At 73.6% G+C, this 17,525-nt stretch carries 16 protein-coding genes, 1 pseudogene and 1 riboswitch; of the genes and pseudogenes, 13 read left to right on the top strand and 4 right to left on the bottom strand.

What is annotated here, in order from left to right; translation table 11 throughout:
- The first annotated feature begins 412 nt into the window (after nt 1-412).
- From rsfS to HF519_RS06620, 6 genes and pseudogenes are all read left to right on the top strand, one after another.
- On the top strand, nt 413-838 hold the full coding sequence (gene rsfS, locus HF519_RS06645) for a ribosome silencing factor (protein WP_169411161.1): 426 nt from the start codon (nt 413-415) through the stop codon (nt 836-838).
- Nucleotides 835-1,485: a histidine phosphatase family protein gene (locus HF519_RS06640; RefSeq protein WP_169411159.1), complete on the top strand. Its 651-nt coding sequence runs from the start codon at nt 835-837 to the stop codon at nt 1,483-1,485. Before rsfS ends, HF519_RS06640 begins: the two co-directional genes overlap by 4 nt.
- A complete protein-coding gene (octT, locus tag HF519_RS06635; protein WP_169411157.1) occupies nt 1,482-2,219 on the top strand; it encodes a diglucosylglycerate octanoyltransferase in 738 nt (245 codons plus the stop codon). Before HF519_RS06640 ends, octT begins: the two co-directional genes overlap by 4 nt.
- 87 nt (nt 2,220-2,306) lie before the next feature.
- Nucleotides 2,307-3,155, top strand: a complete 849-nt coding sequence (locus tag HF519_RS06630) for a DegV family protein (protein WP_169411155.1) — start codon at nt 2,307-2,309, stop codon at nt 3,153-3,155.
- Between the two features lie 231 nt (nt 3,156-3,386).
- Nucleotides 3,387-4,364 carry a ComEA family DNA-binding protein gene (locus tag HF519_RS06625; RefSeq protein WP_312859940.1) on the top strand — a complete coding sequence of 326 codons (978 nt, stop codon included), beginning with the start codon at nt 3,387-3,389 and terminating at the stop codon, nt 4,362-4,364.
- Nucleotides 4,364-6,556, top strand: a pseudogene (locus HF519_RS06620) (ComEC/Rec2 family competence protein); the annotation flags it as partial. The gene HF519_RS06625 and the pseudogene HF519_RS06620, both read left to right, overlap by 1 nt.
- Before the next feature lie 267 nt (nt 6,557-6,823).
- Here HF519_RS06620 and thrC read toward each other — a convergent pair.
- Complete coding sequence (gene thrC / locus HF519_RS06615) at nt 6,824-8,092, bottom strand: threonine synthase (protein ID WP_169411153.1); 1,269 nt, start codon at nt 8,090-8,092, stop codon at nt 6,824-6,826.
- A 9-nt stretch (nt 8,093-8,101) separates the two neighbouring features.
- Nucleotides 8,102-8,240, bottom strand: a riboswitch (SAM riboswitch).
- Nucleotides 8,241-8,367: 127 nt separating this feature from the next.
- Between thrC and holA the strand changes: the two genes are divergently transcribed.
- The gene (holA, locus tag HF519_RS06610) at nt 8,368-9,342 is read left to right on the top strand and encodes a DNA polymerase III subunit delta (RefSeq protein WP_169411237.1); all 975 of its coding nucleotides are present in this window, start codon (nt 8,368-8,370) and stop codon (nt 9,340-9,342) included.
- Nucleotides 9,343-9,640: 298 nt separating this feature from the next.
- Here holA and rpsT read toward each other — a convergent pair whose 3' ends face one another.
- Both rpsT and HF519_RS06600 read right to left on the bottom strand, forming a co-directional pair.
- Nucleotides 9,641-9,901 carry a 30S ribosomal protein S20 gene (rpsT, locus tag HF519_RS06605; protein ID WP_169411151.1) on the bottom strand — a complete coding sequence of 87 codons (261 nt, stop codon included), beginning with the start codon at nt 9,899-9,901 and terminating at the stop codon, nt 9,641-9,643.
- Between the two features lie 119 nt (nt 9,902-10,020).
- Nucleotides 10,021-11,250 carry an MFS transporter gene (locus HF519_RS06600; RefSeq protein ID WP_169411150.1) on the bottom strand — a complete coding sequence of 410 codons (1,230 nt, stop codon included), beginning with the start codon at nt 11,248-11,250 and terminating at the stop codon, nt 10,021-10,023.
- A gap of 141 nt (nt 11,251-11,391) precedes the next feature.
- Here HF519_RS06600 and HF519_RS06595 point away from each other — a divergent pair, with 141 nt between their 5' ends.
- From HF519_RS06595 to HF519_RS06585, 3 genes are read left to right on the top strand one after another with little or no spacing between them, the layout of a single operon-like run.
- Nucleotides 11,392-13,044, top strand: coding sequence for a circularly permuted type 2 ATP-grasp protein (locus HF519_RS06595; RefSeq protein WP_169411147.1), 1,653 nt, complete (start codon nt 11,392-11,394; stop codon nt 13,042-13,044).
- Nucleotides 13,045-13,989: an alpha-E domain-containing protein gene (locus HF519_RS06590; RefSeq protein WP_169411145.1), complete on the top strand. Its 945-nt coding sequence runs from the start codon at nt 13,045-13,047 to the stop codon at nt 13,987-13,989. It begins immediately after the preceding gene.
- A gap of 2 nt (nt 13,990-13,991) precedes the next feature.
- Nucleotides 13,992-14,834, top strand: a complete 843-nt coding sequence (locus HF519_RS06585; protein WP_169411142.1) for a transglutaminase family protein — start codon at nt 13,992-13,994, stop codon at nt 14,832-14,834.
- Between the two features lie 50 nt (nt 14,835-14,884).
- On the opposite strand, the gene cynS is transcribed toward HF519_RS06585, so the two are convergent.
- Nucleotides 14,885-15,349, bottom strand: coding sequence for a cyanase (cynS, locus tag HF519_RS06580; RefSeq protein WP_169411140.1), 465 nt, complete (start codon nt 15,347-15,349; stop codon nt 14,885-14,887).
- A 124-nt stretch (nt 15,350-15,473) separates the two neighbouring features.
- Between cynS and HF519_RS06575 the strand changes: the two genes are divergently transcribed.
- From HF519_RS06575 to HF519_RS06565, 3 genes are all read left to right on the top strand, one after another.
- Nucleotides 15,474-16,001 carry an MscL family protein gene (locus tag HF519_RS06575; protein WP_246242694.1) on the top strand — a complete coding sequence of 176 codons (528 nt, stop codon included), beginning with the start codon at nt 15,474-15,476 and terminating at the stop codon, nt 15,999-16,001.
- Nucleotides 16,002-16,026: 25 nt separating this feature from the next.
- Complete coding sequence (locus HF519_RS06570; RefSeq protein ID WP_312859939.1) at nt 16,027-16,842, top strand: TSUP family transporter; 816 nt, start codon at nt 16,027-16,029, stop codon at nt 16,840-16,842.
- A 70-nt stretch (nt 16,843-16,912) separates the two neighbouring features.
- Nucleotides 16,913-17,521, top strand: coding sequence for a maleylpyruvate isomerase N-terminal domain-containing protein (locus HF519_RS06565; protein WP_169411136.1), 609 nt, complete (start codon nt 16,913-16,915; stop codon nt 17,519-17,521).
- The last annotated feature ends 4 nt before the right edge of the window (nt 17,522-17,525 follow it).

Raw genomic sequence — 17,525 nt, 5'->3', positions numbered from 1 at the left:
ACCACGGGGCCCGCCGGGGGAGTGCCTGACGGCGGCCGCTCGCACCCGTGATCAGGGATCAGGGCGAAGAGGTCATGTCGCCGTGTGCCGGCCTTCGGTACAGATCGGGTACAAACCACCTCACCGCAGGACGACCAACGTCGACCAACGTCACCTGACGTTTTGGCAGGTCAAGGAGGGCGCGGGTTGCTAGAGACCTGTTCGGCATTCTCCCAGCGGCGCTACATCTCGAAGCGGGGGCCGTACGCCGACGGCCCGGCCGGGGAGCCGGGGGACCCGGTCTGAGCGGAGCCGGAGCCGCCCGGACCCGGGGCCGTCGCCCACCGGGCCCTCCTGGCTGAGTGAGGTGCGGGGCGAGCTGGGACAATCGGGTATCGCGGCGGTGGAGTACCGGTCCGCGGAAAGGGGAGCGGTGACGGCAACGGATCAGGCGCTCGAGGTGGCCCGGGTGGCAGTGGCGGCCGCCGCGGACAAGAAGGCGCACGACATCATCGTGCTCGACGTCTCGGACCAGCTGGTGATCACCGACTGCTTCGTGATCGCCTCGGCGCCCAACGAACGGCAGGTGCAGGCGATCGTCGACGCGGTCGAGGAGAAGCTGCGCGAGCGCGGCGTCAAGCCGACCCGGCGCGAGGGCGCCCGTGAGGGTCGCTGGGTGTTGCTGGACTTCACCGATGTCGTGGTCCACGTGCAGCACTCCGAGGAGCGTGGTTTCTACGGACTCGACCGGCTGTGGAAGGACTGCCCGCGGGTCCCGTTGCCCGAGCTCGACGACGCCGAGCACGCCGACGGGTCCGACGCGGAGCCGTTCTCCCCGCCCGCCGGCGCCGCCGGGTGAGCCTGCGCCGGCTGATCCTGCTGCGGCACGGACAGACCGACTACAACCTCGCCGGGCGGATGCAGGGCCATCTCGACTCGAAGCTCACCGACGAGGGCCGCACCCAGGTGGCCCGCGCCGCGCCTGAGCTAGCCCGGTTCGCACCGGACCGGCTGATCAGCTCCGATCTCAGTCGTGCCGTCCACTCGGCCGACGAGGTCGCCGCGATCACCGGGCTACCGGTCGAACTCGACCCGCGGCTGCGCGAGACGCACCTCGGCCAGTGGCAGGGCCGCTCCGTCGACGAGATCGAGGTCGACTGGCCGGGCGCGATCGCGACCTGGCGCTCCGACCCCACCTGGGCGCCGCCGGGGGGCGAGTCCCGGGTGGAGGTGGTGGCCCGGTCGCTGCCGGTAGTGCGCGAACTCGACGTCGCGTACGGCGATCCCCGCTCCGACCGCCAGGGTCCCGACGGAGAGGGGGCGACGGCGCTGCTCGTCGCGCACGGCGGGCTGATCGCGGGCCTGGTCTCAGGACTGCTGGGCCTGCCGGAACCGGCCTGGCCGTCGATCGGCGGGCTGGGCAACGCCCGGTGGGCCGTGCTGGCCCGGCGCCCGGACCACCCGCGCTGGCGGCTGGCCGGTTACAACGTCGGCGCGAACGGATGACCACGCGAGGGCCGGTGCTGCTGGTCCTCGGCGACTCGCTCGCCTTTCACGGCCCCGAGCGCGGCGAACCGGCCGACGAGCCGCGGCTGTGGCCCAACGTCGCCGCGGCGGCCCTCGGCGGCCGCGCCGAACTCGTCGCCGGCATCGGCTGGACCGCCCGGCACGCCTGGCACGCGGTGACCCACGACCCGCGGGTGTGGGCGTTGATGCCCCATGTCGACGCGCTGATCCTGGGCATCGGCGGGATGGACACACTGCCCTCGCCGCTGCCCACCGCGTTGCGCGAGCTGATTCCGACACTGCGGCCGGACCGGCTGCGCCGCGCCGTCCGCGCCGGATATCAGCGGGCGCAGCCGCGGCTGGCCCGCGCGTTCGCGGCGCTGCCCGGCGGCGGTCCGGTGGCGCTCCCACCGCGGCTCACGGTCGGCTACCTGGAGCAGTGCCGCACCGCGGTGCAGGCGATCCGGCCCGGGATCCCGGTGGTTGCGGCGCTGCCGTCGGTGCACCGGGCGGAGATCTACGCGCGCGTGCACGCCGGGCGGCCGGCGGCCGAGCGGGCGACCCGGGAATGGGCCGCGGGCGCCGGGGTCGCGCTGCTGGACCTGCCGGCACTGGTGGGCGAACACGTGCTCTCGGGACAGGGAAATCCCGACGGCATGCACTGGGGTTGGCCCGCTCACGCGGCGGTGGGTGCGGCGCTGGCCGATCTGCTGCGGCCGGTGCTGGAAGGCTGACGGTGCCGTGGCGCGGTGTGCCGCGCCACACCGACGCGTCCGACTTGTCCGGGTCCGTCGCGGCCGCATGCCTTAGGGTGCGTCGTCGTGCGCGTCGCCGTGGTGACCGACTCCACCGCCTACCTCCCGCCCGGCGTCGCCGAGCAGCGCGGGATCCGGGTCGTACCCCTGGAGGTGCGGCTGGGCGACCGGGTCGGCCGCGACGGGCTGGAGGTCGGAGCCCGGGAACTGGTCACCGCGCTGGCCGATCGGCACCTGGACGTGCAGACGTCCCGGCCGACGCCTGCCGCGTTCGCCGCCTGCTTCCGTGATGCGCTGTCGCAGGGCGCCGACGGAGTGGTGTCGGTGCACCTGTCGCGCGAGCTGTCCGGGACCTGGGACGCCGCTCGGCTGGCCGCCGAGGAGGTGGGCCCCGACCGGGTGCGGGTGGTCGACTCGCGTGCACTGGCGATGGGGCTGGGATACGCGGTGCTGGCGGCGGCCGACACCGCCGAGGCGGGGGCCGACGGTCAGGCGGTCGAGGACGCAGCGGCCGACGTCGCCGCCCGCTGCCGGGTGTTCTTCTCGGTGGACAACCTCGACCGGCTGCGCCGGGGCGGCCGGATCGGTGCGGCCGCGGCGCTGTTCGGGACGGCGCTCGCGGTGAAGCCGCTGCTGCACCTGGCCGAGGGGCGGATCATGCCGTTGGAGAAGGTCCGGACCAGTGCTCGCGCGGCGCAGCGGCTGGTCGACCTCGCGGTGCGTGCCGCAGACGGCGGACATGCGGACCTGGCCGTACACCACCTGGGTGCGGCGCAGCGGGCCGAGGAGCTGGCCGATCGGTTGCGCGAGCGGTTGCCGGACGCGACCCGGCTGCTGGTGTCCGAGGTGGGCGCGGTGATCGGCGCCCACGCCGGGACCGGGCTGCTCGGGGTGGTCGTGGTGCCGCGGCGCTGAGCCGGGCCGGACCGGGCGGGCTGCGGCGCTGAGTCGGGTCGGGCCCGCCGGGCGGAGGTGCGGAGCCGGTGGCCGGTGGTCCGGGCGCCCCCGGCCACGGTGCCAGATCGCTCCGACATCCCGGCGTTCCGGGACCACGGGTGCCCCGGGTTGTCCCCAACCGGATCCGTCCGTCCACAGCCCGCGCCCGAGTCGGCCGAGGCGGGTCCACGCCGCCCTAGCGTCGAGGACGTGGCGCGTGCGGATCCCCACCCGGTCCCCGGACGGCGTCTGGCGGCCGTGCTCGGCACTCCCGTCGGACGGCCGTACGACGCCGCCGTCGTGCCGACCGCGGCAGGAGGGCATCCTGGGGCGGTATCGGGCGGCGACCCGCCGACGGTGCCGCTGCCCGTCGCCGCCTCCGTGGGATCCGGCTCCGGGTGCGACGCGCCGGACGCCACCGGACCGGGAGGCCCCGAGCGGCCGGCCGATCCGCCGGACCGGCCCGGTGCGCAGGTACGGGCGAGGTTCGCCGGACGGGCCGCGACCGCGGTGCGCCGCTGGGTCCCGGAGGGATGGCGCGGCGCCCGGTTGGATCCGGGCCGTCGCGGGGGGACCGCGCTCGCCGTGGTGGCCGCGGTGTCGGCGGTGCTGGCCGCGGTCGGTGTGTGGTCGGACCGGCCCCGGGCGGAACCGGTGGCCGCCCTGCCGAGCGTCGCCCTGAGCCCGGCGGATCCCACGGCCGTGGCTGCCTCCGCACCGCCGGCGCCCACTCCCGGGCCGCTCGTCGTCAGCGTGGCGGGAAAGGTGGTACGGCCCGGTCTTGTGCGGGTCCCCGACGGAGCGCGGGTCGCCGATGTCATCGAGGCCGCCGGAGGCCCGCTGCCCGGCACCGATCTGAGCGGGACCAACCTCGCCCGCCGGGTCGGTGACGGTGAGCAGGTCTCGGTGGGCGTCGCGCCGGCCCCGGACGCCGGGGGAGGGGCGACGGCCGGACCGGGCGGCGGCCCCGGGCCGGGTCCGGCGGCGGTCCCGGGCGGCCGCATCGATCTCAACCGGGCCACCGCGGAGCAGCTCGACGGGCTGCCCGGCGTCGGTCCGGTCACCGCCCAGCGCATCCTGGAGTGGCGGACCCGCAACGGGCGCTTCGCCCGGGTGGAACAACTGCGTGAGATCGAGGGCATCGGCGAGCGCCGCTTCGGCCAGCTGCGCGAGTTGGTGACGGTCTGATGAGGGCGGGTCGGGCCGGCCTCGGGTCGCGGTCCGTGGTGGACGAAGGCGGGGACGACGGCGAGCCGCGTAGCCGGCCCGATCTCCGGTTGGTGCCGGCTGCCCTGGCCGCCTGGGGCGTCGTACTGGTCGGGCTGCTCGCGGGTCCGGCCGGTGCGGTGCTCGGGACGGTCGCGGCGGTGGCGGCGCTGGTCGTCGCTCTGCTGCCGCGGCATCGGGCGCGGCCGTGGGCCGGCGGGACCCTCGCCGCCGCCGGCTGTGCGGCGGCGGCCGGGATGATGATCACCGCCCACGTCGTGCAGGTGAGCGGGCACCCGCTGGCGCGTGCCGCCGAGCGCGGCGCGGCGGCCACGTTGCGCGTCACGCTCACCGACGACCCCCGGCCCATCCGGGGTTCCGGCTACGGTTCCCGGCCCGGCGGGACGAACCAGGTCCTGGTGCCGGCCGAACTGCGCCACGTCCAGGTCGACGACGGTTCCTGGGATTCCGGAGGCCGGGTGCTGCTGCTGGCCCCGCCCGCGGGCTGGACCGGCCTGCTGCCCGGCCAGGCCGTCACCGTCGAGGGGCTGCTCGCGCCGGCGCAGCGCAGCGATCTGACCGTGGCGGTGTTGCGGGTGCGCGGCCCGCCCCGGGACGTCGGGCCGGCGTCGTGGTGGCAGGGCGGAGCCGGCTCCCTGCGCGACGGCCTGCGCGATGCGGCGGCAGTCCTGCCGGAGGCCTCGGCGGGGTTGCTCCCGGGTCTCGCGGTGGGCGACACCCGCAATCAGACACCGGAGGTCGAGCAGGACTTCCGGGCGGCCGGCCTGACGCACCTGACCGCTGTGTCCGGCGCGAACCTGGCGATCGTCGCTGGGGCGGTGCTGGGGCTGCTGCGGCTCGTCAGGGCCGATCCCCGGCTCGCGGCGGTGCTCGGCGGGGTCGCCCTGGTCGGGTTCGTGGTCCTGGCCCGGCCCTCACCGAGCGTGCTGCGTGCTGGGGTGATGGGTGGGGTGGCGCTGCTGGCGCTGGCCCTCGGGCGTCGCCGCTCAGCGGTGCCCGCGCTCGCTGCGGCGGTCCTGGGGCTGCTGTTCGTGGACCCGCGGCTCGCCGTCGACCCCGGCTTCGCGCTGTCGGTGCTGGCCACGGCCGCTCTGGTGCTCGTCGCTCCCGAATGGGCCGCCGGACTCCGGCGCCGCGGTGTGCCGCCCGGGATGGCCGAGGCACTCGTGGTGCCGGCCGCCGCCGGTGCGGCGACCGCGCCGCTGATCGCCGGGCTGAGCGGCCAGGTCAGCCTCGTCTCCGTCGTGGCCAACCTGCTGGTGATACCTGCCGTGGCACCGGCGACGGTGCTCGGCGTGCTCGCCGCGATCCTGTCCCCGCTCGGCGGCGGGATCGCGACGGCCTGTGCCTGGCTCGCCGGCCCGGCGGTCTCCTGGCTGGTCCTGGTCGCCGACCACGCGGCGGCGGTCCCGGGCGCGGTCGTGGGCTGGCCGGACGGCGTAGCGGGTGCGCTGCTGCTCACGGCCCTGGTCGTCGTGGTGCTGCTGATGGGCCGATCCCCACGGCTGCGTACCCTGCTGCTGGCCGTGCTCCTCGGGCTGCTGCTGGTGCTCGTGCCGACCCGGGTGGTGTCGCCGGGCTGGCCGCCCCCGCGCTGGGCGGTGGTGGCCTGCGACGTCGGCCAGGGTGACGCGCTCGTCCTGGCGACCGGTCGGCCGGGCTGGGTGGTGCTCGTCGACGCCGGCCCGGACGACGGCCTCGTGGACGCCTGCCTGGACCGGCTGGGGGTAGAGGGCCTCGCGCTGGTCGTGCTCAGCCATCTGCACGCCGATCACGTCGGCGGGCTCGCCGGGGCGCTGCGCGGCCGCCCGGTCGCCGGGGTCGCGTTAGGCCCGGCCCGGGAGCCGCGGTGGGCGCTGGACCAGGTCGCCAGGCAGGCCGCGGCGGCCGGCTCCCCACTGGTCGCGCTGTCCGCCGGGCAGCGGCTGACCTGGCCCGCGCTGATCCTGGAGGTGATCGGGCCGGTGCATCCGGCCGCCTGGATCGACGGTGAGGACGGCACCGCGGTCAACGACGCGTCCGTGGTGCTGCGCGCCGGCACGCCGGCCGGATCCGTGCTGCTGACCGGGGACGCCGAACTCGCCGCCCAGGCCGACCTGCTCGCGTCCGGGGCGCCGTTGCAGGCGGACGTGCTCAAGATGCCGCACCACGGCTCGCGCTACAGCTCCCCGAGCTTCCTCAACGCCGTCGCGCCGCGGGTGGCCCTGGTCAGCGTCGGCGCCGGTAACACCTACCGGCATCCGAACCCCGGCCTGCTCGACGCGTTGAGCAGGGCCGGGGTGACGATCCGGCGCACCGATCTGGCGGGCGACGTGGCCGTCACCGCCGCCGGCGACGGCCAGGTACCAGGGTCCGGGCCGGAGCTGGTCAGCCGGGGCGACCCGCTGCCGGCACGCCGGCGTCGTGGCCCGCGACGGGCCTCAGCCGCGGCCGGCCAGCGCGTCGCGGACGGCCTTGCTCGTGGACGGCACCGTCGCGGTCGGCCCGACCTGGCCGGAGACCGCGTCGAGGGTCTTGAGCCCGTCGCCGGTGATCAGCAGCACGGTCTCGGCGTCGGGGTCGAGCCGGCCGGACTCGATGAGCTTCTTCGCGGTCGCGACCGTCACCCCACCGGCGGTCTCGGCGAAGACGCCCTCGGTGCGGGCGAGCAGCCGGATGCCCTCGACGACCTCGGAGTCGGTGACGTGTCCGACCGCCCCGCCGGTGCGCCGGACGGCGTCGAGCACGTAGGGCCCGTCGGCCGGGTTGCCGATGGCCAGCGAGCGGGCGATCGTGTCCGGCCGGACCGGCTGGACGACGTCGTGACCGTCCTCGAAGGCCTTGGCGACCGGCGAGCACCCGGTGGCCTGGGCGCCGAACACTCGGTACGGGGTCGGCTCGACCAGGCCCAGCGTCCCCAGCTCGGTGAAGCCCTTGTCCACCTTGGTCAGCTGCGAGCCGGACGCGACCGGGACGACGATCTGCTCGGGCAGCCGCCAGCCCAGCTGCTCGGCGACCTCGTAGCCCAGCGTCTTCGAGCCCTCGGCGTAGTACGGCCGGACGTTGACGTTGACGAACGCCCAGTCCTCGTGCTCGGCGGCGAGCTCGGTGGCCAAGCGGTTCACGTCGTCGTAGTTGCCGTCCACCGCCAGCAGCGTGCCGCCGTAGACCGCGGTGGTCAGTACCTTGGCCTGTTCCAGCGAGGACGGGACGAGCACCACCGAGTCCCAGCCGGCGCGGGAGGCGGCCGCGGCGACGGCGTTGGCCAGGTTGCCCGTCGACGGGCAGCACAGCACGGAGAAGCCGAGCTCGCGGGCGGCGGCGAGGGCGACGGCGACGACGCGGTCCTTGAACGAGTGCGTCGGGTTGCCGGTGTCGTCCTTCACCCACAGCTTGCGCACGCCCAGCTCGGCGGCCAGCCGATCGGCCTTGATGAGGCGGGTCAGGCCGGGTTCGGTGTTCGGGTGCGACTGCACGTCCGACGGCACGGGAAGGAGGTGACGGTAGCGCCAGATCGACTTCGGTCCCGCCTCGATCGACTCGCGGGTCACGCCGGCGAAGTCGTAGGCCACCTCGAGGGGGCCGAAGCACTGCGGACAGGCGAACTCCGCGGCGAGGGGGATCTGGTGCCCACACTCGCGGCACGAGAGGGCGCGGGCGGGCCCGAGGTCGAGCGAGGTGGTCGCCGGGACGTCGGCAGTCAGAGTCATCGAGAGATCTCCTCATCTGCCCCGCACTGTGCGGGTCGGAATTGGCACCGTGATCGTCGACAGATCTCTGCGCGGACGCGCTGGTCGTTGTTCGACGCCGGTTGCCGGGGCTTCGTCGGGCCGTTCCCTCTGCCCCTCTGGATGAGCCATATTCGGTTGTCCCCCGGCGCGGTGCCGTGAGGTTGCGCTCACGTTACGACACGGCCGTCCATTCTGCCCAGCCGCTGTCCGTCATCTGGGAGGCGGGTCACGATCTGTCGTGGCTGTGCGCGACCATGACCGGCATGGCTCCATCCCCCCCGGCACCGCTGCAGCTCATCGTCGGTGAGGAGGAATTCCTGGTCGAGCGGGCCGTGCAGGCGGTGCTCACCGCGGCGCGAGCGGTCGACCCGGATACCGAGGTGCGCCGCTTCCGTGTCACCGAGCTCACCCCGGGTCAGCTGGCCGAGCACCTGAGCCCGTCGCTGTTCGCGGAGGGCCGGGTGATCGTCGTGGCGGGTGCCCACGAGGTCGGCAAGGAGCTGGCCACGGCGATCACCGAGTACGCCGCCGCGCCGACCGACGGGATCGTGCTGGTCGTACTGCACGCCGGAGGTGCCCGGGGCAAGTCGCTGGCTGACGACCTGCGCAAGGCGGGGGCCACGCAGACGAAGTGCGACAAGATCACCCGCGCCGACGACCGGGCGGATTTTGTCCGCGGCGAGGTGCGTCGGCTCGGTGGCAAGATCGTGCCCGCCGCGGTGGGGGTGCTGCTCGAGGCGGTCGGCTCCGACCTGCGTGAACTCGCGGCGGCGACGGGCCAGCTGATCTCCGACACCGGCGGCACGATCGACGAGGCGGCCGTGCGCCGCTACCACCGCGGCAGGGCCGAGTCGTCGGGCTTCGCGGTCGCCGACAAGGTGGTCGCGGGGGACCGTTCGGGTGCGCTGGAGGCGTTGCGCTGGTCCATGGCCCTGGGAGTCCCCGCAGTCCTGGTCGCCGACGCCCTCGCGGATGCGGTGCGTACGCTGGCGAAGGTCGGGGCGGCTGGACGGGGCGATCCGAACCGGCTGGCCGGCACCCTCGGCATGCCCCCGTGGAAGATCCGCAAGGCCCAGGGGCAGGTCCGCGCGTGGCACCCGGAGGCGCTGGCCGTGGCGTTCGCGGCCGCCGCGGAGGTGAACGCCGAAGTCAAGGGTGCAGCCGCGGACCCCGACTATGCCCTGGAGCGGGCGGTGCGACGGATGATCGACGCCCGCGAGGCGCGTTGATCGAGGGGCTCGGCCGGGGAATGCCGAGCGGCGCGGCCGCTCCGACGGTTGCCACGGGCCGCTCCGACCGGTTCTCCGCCGACCCGGACGTCGTCACCCGCTACGCCGCGGCGTGGGTGCCTGCCCATCCGGCTGGGATGGCGGCGGATCCGGTCAGCCCGGAACTCGCCGCCGGCGGGACGCAGCCACTCCTGACAGCCAGACGGCGCTGCCCCGCGGGAGTGGGCAGCGCCGTCGGTCGTACAGGATCGGCCCAGCCGCCTCCCGTAGGGAGAGTCGGCATCGGGCCAGAGGTTCGTTACAGGCTGTTGAGGCGGTGAGCCATGGCCGACTTGCGGTTCGCGGCCTGGTTGCGGTGGATCACGCCCTTGCTGGCGGCCTTGTCCAGCGCCTTCGCAGCGGCGCGCTGCAGCGCGGTGGCCTTCTCGGCGTCGCCGAGCTCCGCAGCCTCGCGGAACTGACGGATCGCCGTGCGCACGGACGACTTGACCGACTTGTTGCGCTGCCGGCGCTTCTCGTTGGTCTTGACCCGCTTGATCTGGGACTTGATGTTGGCCACGCGTATGCCTCGAGTTCTTCCTGCCTGGACTGCACGCTTACTGATCTGGGGGGCTCCGGCGACCTGGATCAGGGGACGACCCAGATCAGGTAAGTATGCCGAGCACTCGGCTGACCATGCTAACAGCGGTCTCGGGAGCGGGCGAAATCGCCCCGGCCCAGCGGCAGCAGGGCGAGGAACGCCCCGGTCGCGCAGACCATGGCTCCGGCGATCGACCACCGGTAGCCGCCGGTGGCGTCGATGACGAGCCCGGCGAGCGGCGCGCCGATCAGCGCGCCGATGCCGCCCGCGGTGTAGACGAGCCCGACCAGCCCGCCGAGCCCACGTAGTCCGAAGACCTCGGCGACCACCGTCGGCTGCAGCGCGATCCAGCCGCCGTAGCCGATCCCGAGCACGATGGTGAACACCAGCAGCAGCGGCAGCGCGGTCGTCGGGGAGGCGAACAGCCAGGCCAGGAAGCTGACCGCCAGGATCGCGAAACTGAGCTGGTAGGTGCGGATCCTGCCGATCCGGTCGGCCAGGCCACCGATGGCCAGCCGGCCGAGCACGCTGGCCACCCCGATCACGCCGACGAGCGTCGCGGCGAGCACCGGCGACACCCCGGCCTCGACGGCGAAGGCCGGCAGGAAGACGAACGGCACGAACAGCGCCAGCGACGCGAGCAGCGTCGACACGTACAGCGAACGGAACGCGCGGGTGCGCACCACCGCGCGCAGCGGCAGCGGGGCCGCTCCCTCGGCCTCCGGCGGTCGCCGGGCCACGAGCGCGCAGCAGAGCAGGAGCGCCGCCCCGGCCACGGCGAAGATCACATTCGTCCGGCGCCAGCCGTAGGCGTCGATGAGCACTGCGGCGAGCGGTGCCCCGGCCAGCGTGCCGACCCCGATCCCGGCCACCGCGACGGCCAGAGCGATGGCCCGCCGCCGGTCGAACCAGCCTCCGACCACGGCGACCATCGGTACGTACCCGCACGCCACCGCGATCCCGACGCCGAGGCCGTAGGTCAGGTAGCCCACCCACAGCTGGGTCACCCGGGACGTCGCGATCAACCCGGCGGCGAGTGCGACCGCGCCGATGAGCAGCACCGGGCGGGGTCCGAACCGGTCCACCGCGCGTCCGCTCACCGAGCCGAGCAGGAACCAGCAGAACGCGGTGAACGAGAAGACGATCGACGTCGCGCCGCTGCCGGTGCCGAACTCGGCCGACATCGGGGCGAAGAACGCGCCGAAGCTGTAGGCGACCCCGAACACGACGGCCATCGAGACGAACGCGGCACCGACGGTGATCCATCCCGGAGTGGAGTCCACCGTGGAGGCGGGGGACGTCGTCGGCCGCTCCGGCGTCACTGCCATGACCGGAGCGTACGTCCTCTGTCGTCGTGAGCCCACGCGCCGACGCCCGGCCGGCGCGGCGGCGGGCCGGCGACGAGATCGTCGGATTCACGGGGTCGTTGCCTGCGCTCGTCTGGCTCGGCACCCCCGGCTCGGGTCAAGATGACCACTGTGAGCCGAGCAGCGGACCGGAGGAGCGCCTCGGGGCGAACGGGGCCAGCCGGTCAGAACGGGTCCGCGCTGTTCGACGGTTACCTGGAGCCCGACCGGCCGCATCCCGACGCGTTCGACGAGATGTTCGCCACCGACGGCACCGTCCGGGCCCCGTACCGCGCGCTGCACGGCGCCATCGCCCCCACCGCCGCCGCCGACCTGAGCGCGCGGTCCGAGGCGCTCGACCGGGCGTTCGTCGACCAGGGCATCACCTTCTCGCTGTCGGGCAAGGAGCGCCCGTTCCCGCTGGACATCGTCCCGCGGGTGATCTCGGCGGGGGAGTGGTCGCGGCTGCAGCACGGCATCGTGCAGCGGGTGCAGGCGCTCGAGGCGTTCCTCGCCGACGTCTACGGCGACGCCCAGATCGTCCGCGACGGCGTGCTGCCCCGCCGGTTGATCACCAGTTGTGAGCACTTCCACCGCGAGGCTGCGAACCTCAACCCGCCCAACGGGGTTCGCATCCACGTCGCCGGCATCGACCTCGTCCGCGACGAGAAGGGCACCTTCCGGGTGCTCGAGGACAATCTGCGCAGCCCGTCCGGGGTCTCCTACGTCATGGAGAACCGGCGGACGATGGCGCGGGTCTTCCCCGACCTGTTCGCCCGGCAGCGGGTGCGCCAGGTCGGCGACTACTCCACCCACCTGCTCCGCGCCCTGCGCGCCGCGGCGGCGCCGAACGTGGCCGATCCGTTGGTCGTCGTGCTCACCCCGGGTGTCTACAACTCGGCCTACTTCGAGCACTCGCTGCTCGCCAGGCAGATGGGCGTCGAGCTCGTCGAGGGCCGCGACCTGTTCTGCCGCGACAACTCGGTCTACATGCGAACGACCGAGGGCGAGCAGCAGGTGGACGTGATCTACCGCCGCATCGACGACGAGTTTCTCGATCCACTGCAGTTCAACCCGGACTCGGTGCTCGGAGTCGCCGGCGTGCTCAACGCCGCGCGGGCGGGCAATGTGGTGATCGCGAACGCGGTCGGCAACGGTGTCGGTGACGACAAGCTCGTCTACACCTACGTCCCGCAGATGATCTCCTACTACCTGAACGAGAAGCCGCTGCTGGAGAACGTGGAGACCTACCGCTGCTGGCTCGACGACGAGCGCGACCACGTGCTCGCGCACCTCGACGAGCTGGTGATCAAGCCGGTGGAGGGGTCCGGCGGCTACGGCATCGTGTTCGGCCCCGACGCGACCGCGAAGCAGCTGACGGCGGCGCGCAAGGCGATCCGCGAGGACCCGCACGGCTGGATCGCGCAGCCGGTGGTGCAGCTGTCCACGGTCCCGACCAAGGTCGGCGACCGGCTGGTCCCGCGACACGTCGACCTGCGTCCGTTCGCGGTCAACGACGGCGACGACGTCTTCGTCCTGCCCGGCGGCCTGACCCGGGTCGCGCTGCCGAAGGGCAGCCTGGTGGTCAACTCCAGCCAGGGTGGGGGCAGCAAGGACACCTGGGTGCTGGCCGCGGGGCGCGTCCCGGAGGCGGACCGGGAGCTGGGCCGGCGGGGACTGGCCTCGATCGCTCCCTCATCGCCCGCCGCGGAGCACGGGCCCGAGCTGACGATCGGCCAGCAGCAGCAGCAACAGCAGCAGGCGGGTGATCGCTAGATGCTCGCCCGCAACGCGGAGTCGCTGTACTGGATCGGCCGCTACGTCGAGCGCGCCGACGACACCGCCCGCGTCCTCGATGTCTCGGTGCACCAGCTGCTCGAGGACGCCACCGTGGATGCCGACCGGGCGGCCCGCAACCTGCTCGGCGTGCTCGGCGTCGAACCCGGCACCGACGAACCGCTCGACGCGTGGTCGCTGACCGAGCTCGTCGGGTACTCCGGCGAGCACCCGGGCTCGATCGTCTCGTCCGTCTCGGCCGCCCGCGAGAACGCTCGCGGTGCCCGCGAGGTGGTCTCCGCGGAGATGTGGGAGTGCCTCAACGCCACGTGGAACGCGCTGCCGGAGCGGCAGCGCTACGCCCGCTGGGTGGGACCGCACGCGTTCTTCTCCTACGTGGAGGATCGCGCGGCGATGTTCGCCGGGTTGGCGGCGTCCACGATGAGCCGCGACGACACCTGGCGCTTCTACCTGCTGGGCCGCTCGATGGAACGGGTGGACATGGTGGTGCGGCTGCTGATGTCGCGGATGTCGGACCGGATGTCGTCGCCGGGCTGGCTGACCGTGCTGCGCTGCGCCGGCGCGCAGGACACCTACCTGCGCACGTACCGGGGCGCGCTGGACGCCGCACGGGTCGTGCAGTTCCTGCTGATGGACCGGCTGTTCCCGCGGTCGGTGTTCCACGCCCTGCGGGAGGCGGAGAACTGCCTGCAGCAGCTCGACAACCGCCCGACGGTGCGGGTGGGCGCCAAGGCCGAGGCGCTGCGGCTGCTCGGCCGGGCCCGCAGCGAGCTGGAGTTCCTGCGTCCCGACGAGCTGCTCGACGACCTGCCCGCGCAGCTGCTCGGCCTGCAGGGGTGCATCCGCGACGTCGGCGAGGCCGTGTCGCTGCAGTACTTCCACGCCGCGCCCCGGGTGGCGTGGACCGCGCCGGAGGTCGTGTGAACATGGGCTGGCGTGTCCGGGTCGTGCACGAGACGGGCTGCCGGTACTCCGCGCCGGTCCACGAGTCCTACAACGAGGTCCGGCTGACCCCGCGCAGCGACAACCGTCAGAACGTGATCGTGAGCCGGATCGAGACGACGCCGGCGACCCGCTCCTACCGCTACACCGACTACTGGGGCACCACGGTCACCGCGTTCGACCTGCACGCCCCGCACACCGAACTACAGGTCGTCGGCACCTCGGTGGTCGAGACCGCCGACGCCGTGGCGCCCGCCCGGTCGGCGACCTGGGAGGAGCTGGCCGCCGAGCCGGTGCGGGACCGGTTCACCGAGACGCTCGAGTTCACCGAGTACGTCTGCGCCGACCGCGAGCTCGCCAAGGTCGCGGCGTCGCTGCGCCGGGGCCTGGAACCCGCCGACGCCGTGCTCGCCGCGTGCCGCTGGGTCCGCGAGCACCTCACCTACCGGGCCGGGACGACCGGCGTGCACACCTCGGCGATCGAGGCGTGGCAGGCCGGCAAGGGCGTCTGCCAGGACTACGCGCACCTGACGCTGCTGCTGCTGCGGTCGATGGGGATCCCGGCGCGCTACGTGTCGGGCTACCTGCTGCCGCGGGCGGACACCGAGGTGAAGGAGACGATCAGCGGGGAGAGCCATGCGTGGATCGAGGCGTGGACCGGGGACTGGTGGGGCTACGACCCGACCAACGACATCGAGATCGCGCACCGGCACGTCTGGGTCGCCGTGGGCCGCGACTACTCCGATGTCTGCCCGCTGAAGGGCATCTACTCGGGGGGATCCGCGGAGGCTCTCGACGTCACGGTGAACATGACACGACTGGCATAGCCCCCTGAGCGCATGACACCGACCTGGCGGTCGTGTCCACCCGCGGGGGACTACCAGACGCGGTAGGGCAGGAACTTCCCGTTCATGGTCATCTTGACCCGGTCTCCCTTGGGGTCGGCGACGCGCTCGAGATCCAGCTCGAAGTCGATCGCGCTGACGATGCCGTCGCCGAACTCCTCGCGTACCAGCTCCCGGATCGCCCCGCCGTAGACCTGCACCATCTCGGTGAGCCGGTAGACCAGCGGATCGGTGGTGTCGACGGCCTCCTTGCCCCGGATCGGCGGCAGGGTCAGTGCCTCGACGACGGACTGGTCCAGGTCGAGGGCGGATCCGACGGCGGCGGCCTGTTCGTCGGTCAGCGGCTGCTGGCCGAGCAGCGCGGAGGTGGACCACGGGGTGGAGCGGCCGAGAACCTCGGCGAGGTTCTCCCAGCGCAGCCCGAGCCGCTTCTTGGCGGCGAGTACGGCGGCCGCGGCCTGCTTGCGGTCGAGCGGTGGGATCGGCGTGACGCTCATTCAACGACCTCCCGGGTCTCCTGCGTCGGTCTCGTCGGCGACGTTACCCGCGTGGATCTTCCCGGGTGGGGAGGGCGGAACCACGGCCCACCCGGACGGGGCAGCGTGCTGCCTCGCGCGATGCATGGTCCCCGGCGCATCATTCGCGCCGTCGCGGCTACTTCAGAGGCCGGTGGACACGTCGAGAAGGGGTCGTCGTGAAAGGTCTGTGGTCGGGGTTCAAGGCGTTCGCGTTGGGCGGCAACATGTCGACCTGGCGCTCGGGTTCATCATCGGCACGGCGTTCGCCACGCTGGTCGACAGTCTCGCCAATGACGTGATCATGCAGTTCGTGGCGGCCGTCTTCGGCCAGCCCGACTTCTCCGCGTTGAAGTTCGTCCTCAACGACTCGGAGATCCGCTACGGCGCCTTCCTCACCGCGATGGTCAACTTCCTGCTCCTGGGTGCTGTGCTCTTCGCGCTGGTCAAGCTGCTGAGGAAGGCCGGCCTGGGCAGCTTCCGGGCGCAGGGCAGCCGGGAGTGCCCCTACTGCAAGGAGTTCGTCCCGGTCGACGCGCTGAAGTGCAAGTGGTGCACCGCCGACATCGAGCCGGCCCAGGCCGAGGAGGAGGACGCACCGTTGATCGCCGACCGCACCCGCACCGGGGAGTGAGCTCCGGCCCGTAGGGTGGCCGGACGTGATCGATGCGCTCACCCAGCCGCTGTCCTGGCCGGGGTTCGGACAGGTCAGTCCGCTGGCGTTGCTCGTGCTCGTCGTGGCGGCGCTCGCCGCCGGGCTGGTCGACGCGATCGTGGGCGGTGGCGGGTTGATCCAGCTGCCGGTGCTGCTGCTGTTCCTCCCCGGCGACCAGGTGATCTTCTCGGTGGCCACGAACAAGCTGGCCGCGGTGGTGGGCACGGCGTCCGCGGCCGTGGCCTACGCCCGGCGGGTCCGGATCGACTGGCGGCACAGCGGCCCGATGGCGGTCGCCGCATTCGTCGGAGCCCTCGGCGGGGCGCTGCTGGCGGCGGCGCTGCCGTCGCGGGTGCTGTCGAGCGTGGTGCTCGTCGCGCTGGTGGGGGTCGGCCTGTACACGTGGCGCCGCCCGGGGCTCGGCGCCGAGCACGCCCCCCGGTTCGGCCGCCGCGCCCAACTCGCGGTCATGCTCGCGGGCGGAGCCGGGATCGGGTTCTACGACGGCCTGGCCGGGCCCGGAACGGGGTCGTTCCTGGTGTTCCTGCTGGTCGGGGTGGTCGGGTTCGCGTTCCTGGCCGCGTCGGCGACGGCCAAGGTCGTCAACACGGCCACGAACATCGGGGCGATTCTCTACTTCCTCCCCGCAGGGGCGGTGCTGCTCGGCCTGGGTGCGGTGATGGCGGCGGTGAACCTCACGGGCAGCGTGCTCGGGGCCCGGCTGGCCGTGAGCCGCGGGTCGGCGTTCGTGCGCCGGGTCTTCCTCGTCGTCGTCGCCGCCCTGGTGGTGACCCTCGGTACGCGGTTGTTGACGGGCTGACCTCGCCCTTCGTGGCGCAGACCGATCGGTGCCGAATGTTCACGGGGCCGAGGTGATTACGGTGGAGCGCATGGATGGCGACGACGTCCGGGTGGCCGCAGCATCCTCGCGCGCGGCGCTGGAGCCGATGACCGGACGCGACTGGACGGCGGCGGCCGGGGACCTGCAGCTGAGCGTGGCCGAGGTGGTCGCGCACGTGGGTGAGACGCTGCTCCGGTACGCGACCGATCTCGCCGCGGGGCCGGCCGCGGTCCCGACGATGGAGCTGCGGGTACGTCCGTCGGCCCCGCCGGCCGCCCTGCTCGCGACCGTGGTGACGGCGGCCGACGTGCTCGCCGCCGTCCTCGACGCCGCACCGCCGGGTGCCCGCGGCTTCCATCCGGCCGGTACGGCCGACACCTCCGGTTTCGCCGCGATGGCCTGCGACGAACTCCTGGTCCACACCGACGACGCCGCCCGCGGTCTCGGTCTGGTCTTCGAACCCGACGTCCGGCTGGCCGGGCACACGCTGCGCCGGCTGTTCCCGTGGGCACCCACCGACGGCCGGTCGTGGCCCGCCCTGCGCTGGGCGAACGGCCGCGCCCCACTGGGGGAGCGGCCCCGGTTGTCGGAGTGGTACTGGCACTGCGCCCCGATCGAGGAGTGGGACGGCACGGCTCCGGGGTTCCTCGGCCGGTAGGCGC

This window comes from Pseudonocardia bannensis (assembly GCF_012911875.1).
GTDB classification, from domain to species: Bacteria; Actinomycetota; Actinomycetes; order Mycobacteriales; family Pseudonocardiaceae; genus Pseudonocardia; species Pseudonocardia bannensis.
The sequence above is the reverse complement of the archived record's forward strand: the minus strand, read 5'-3'. Positions and strand labels throughout refer to the sequence as shown.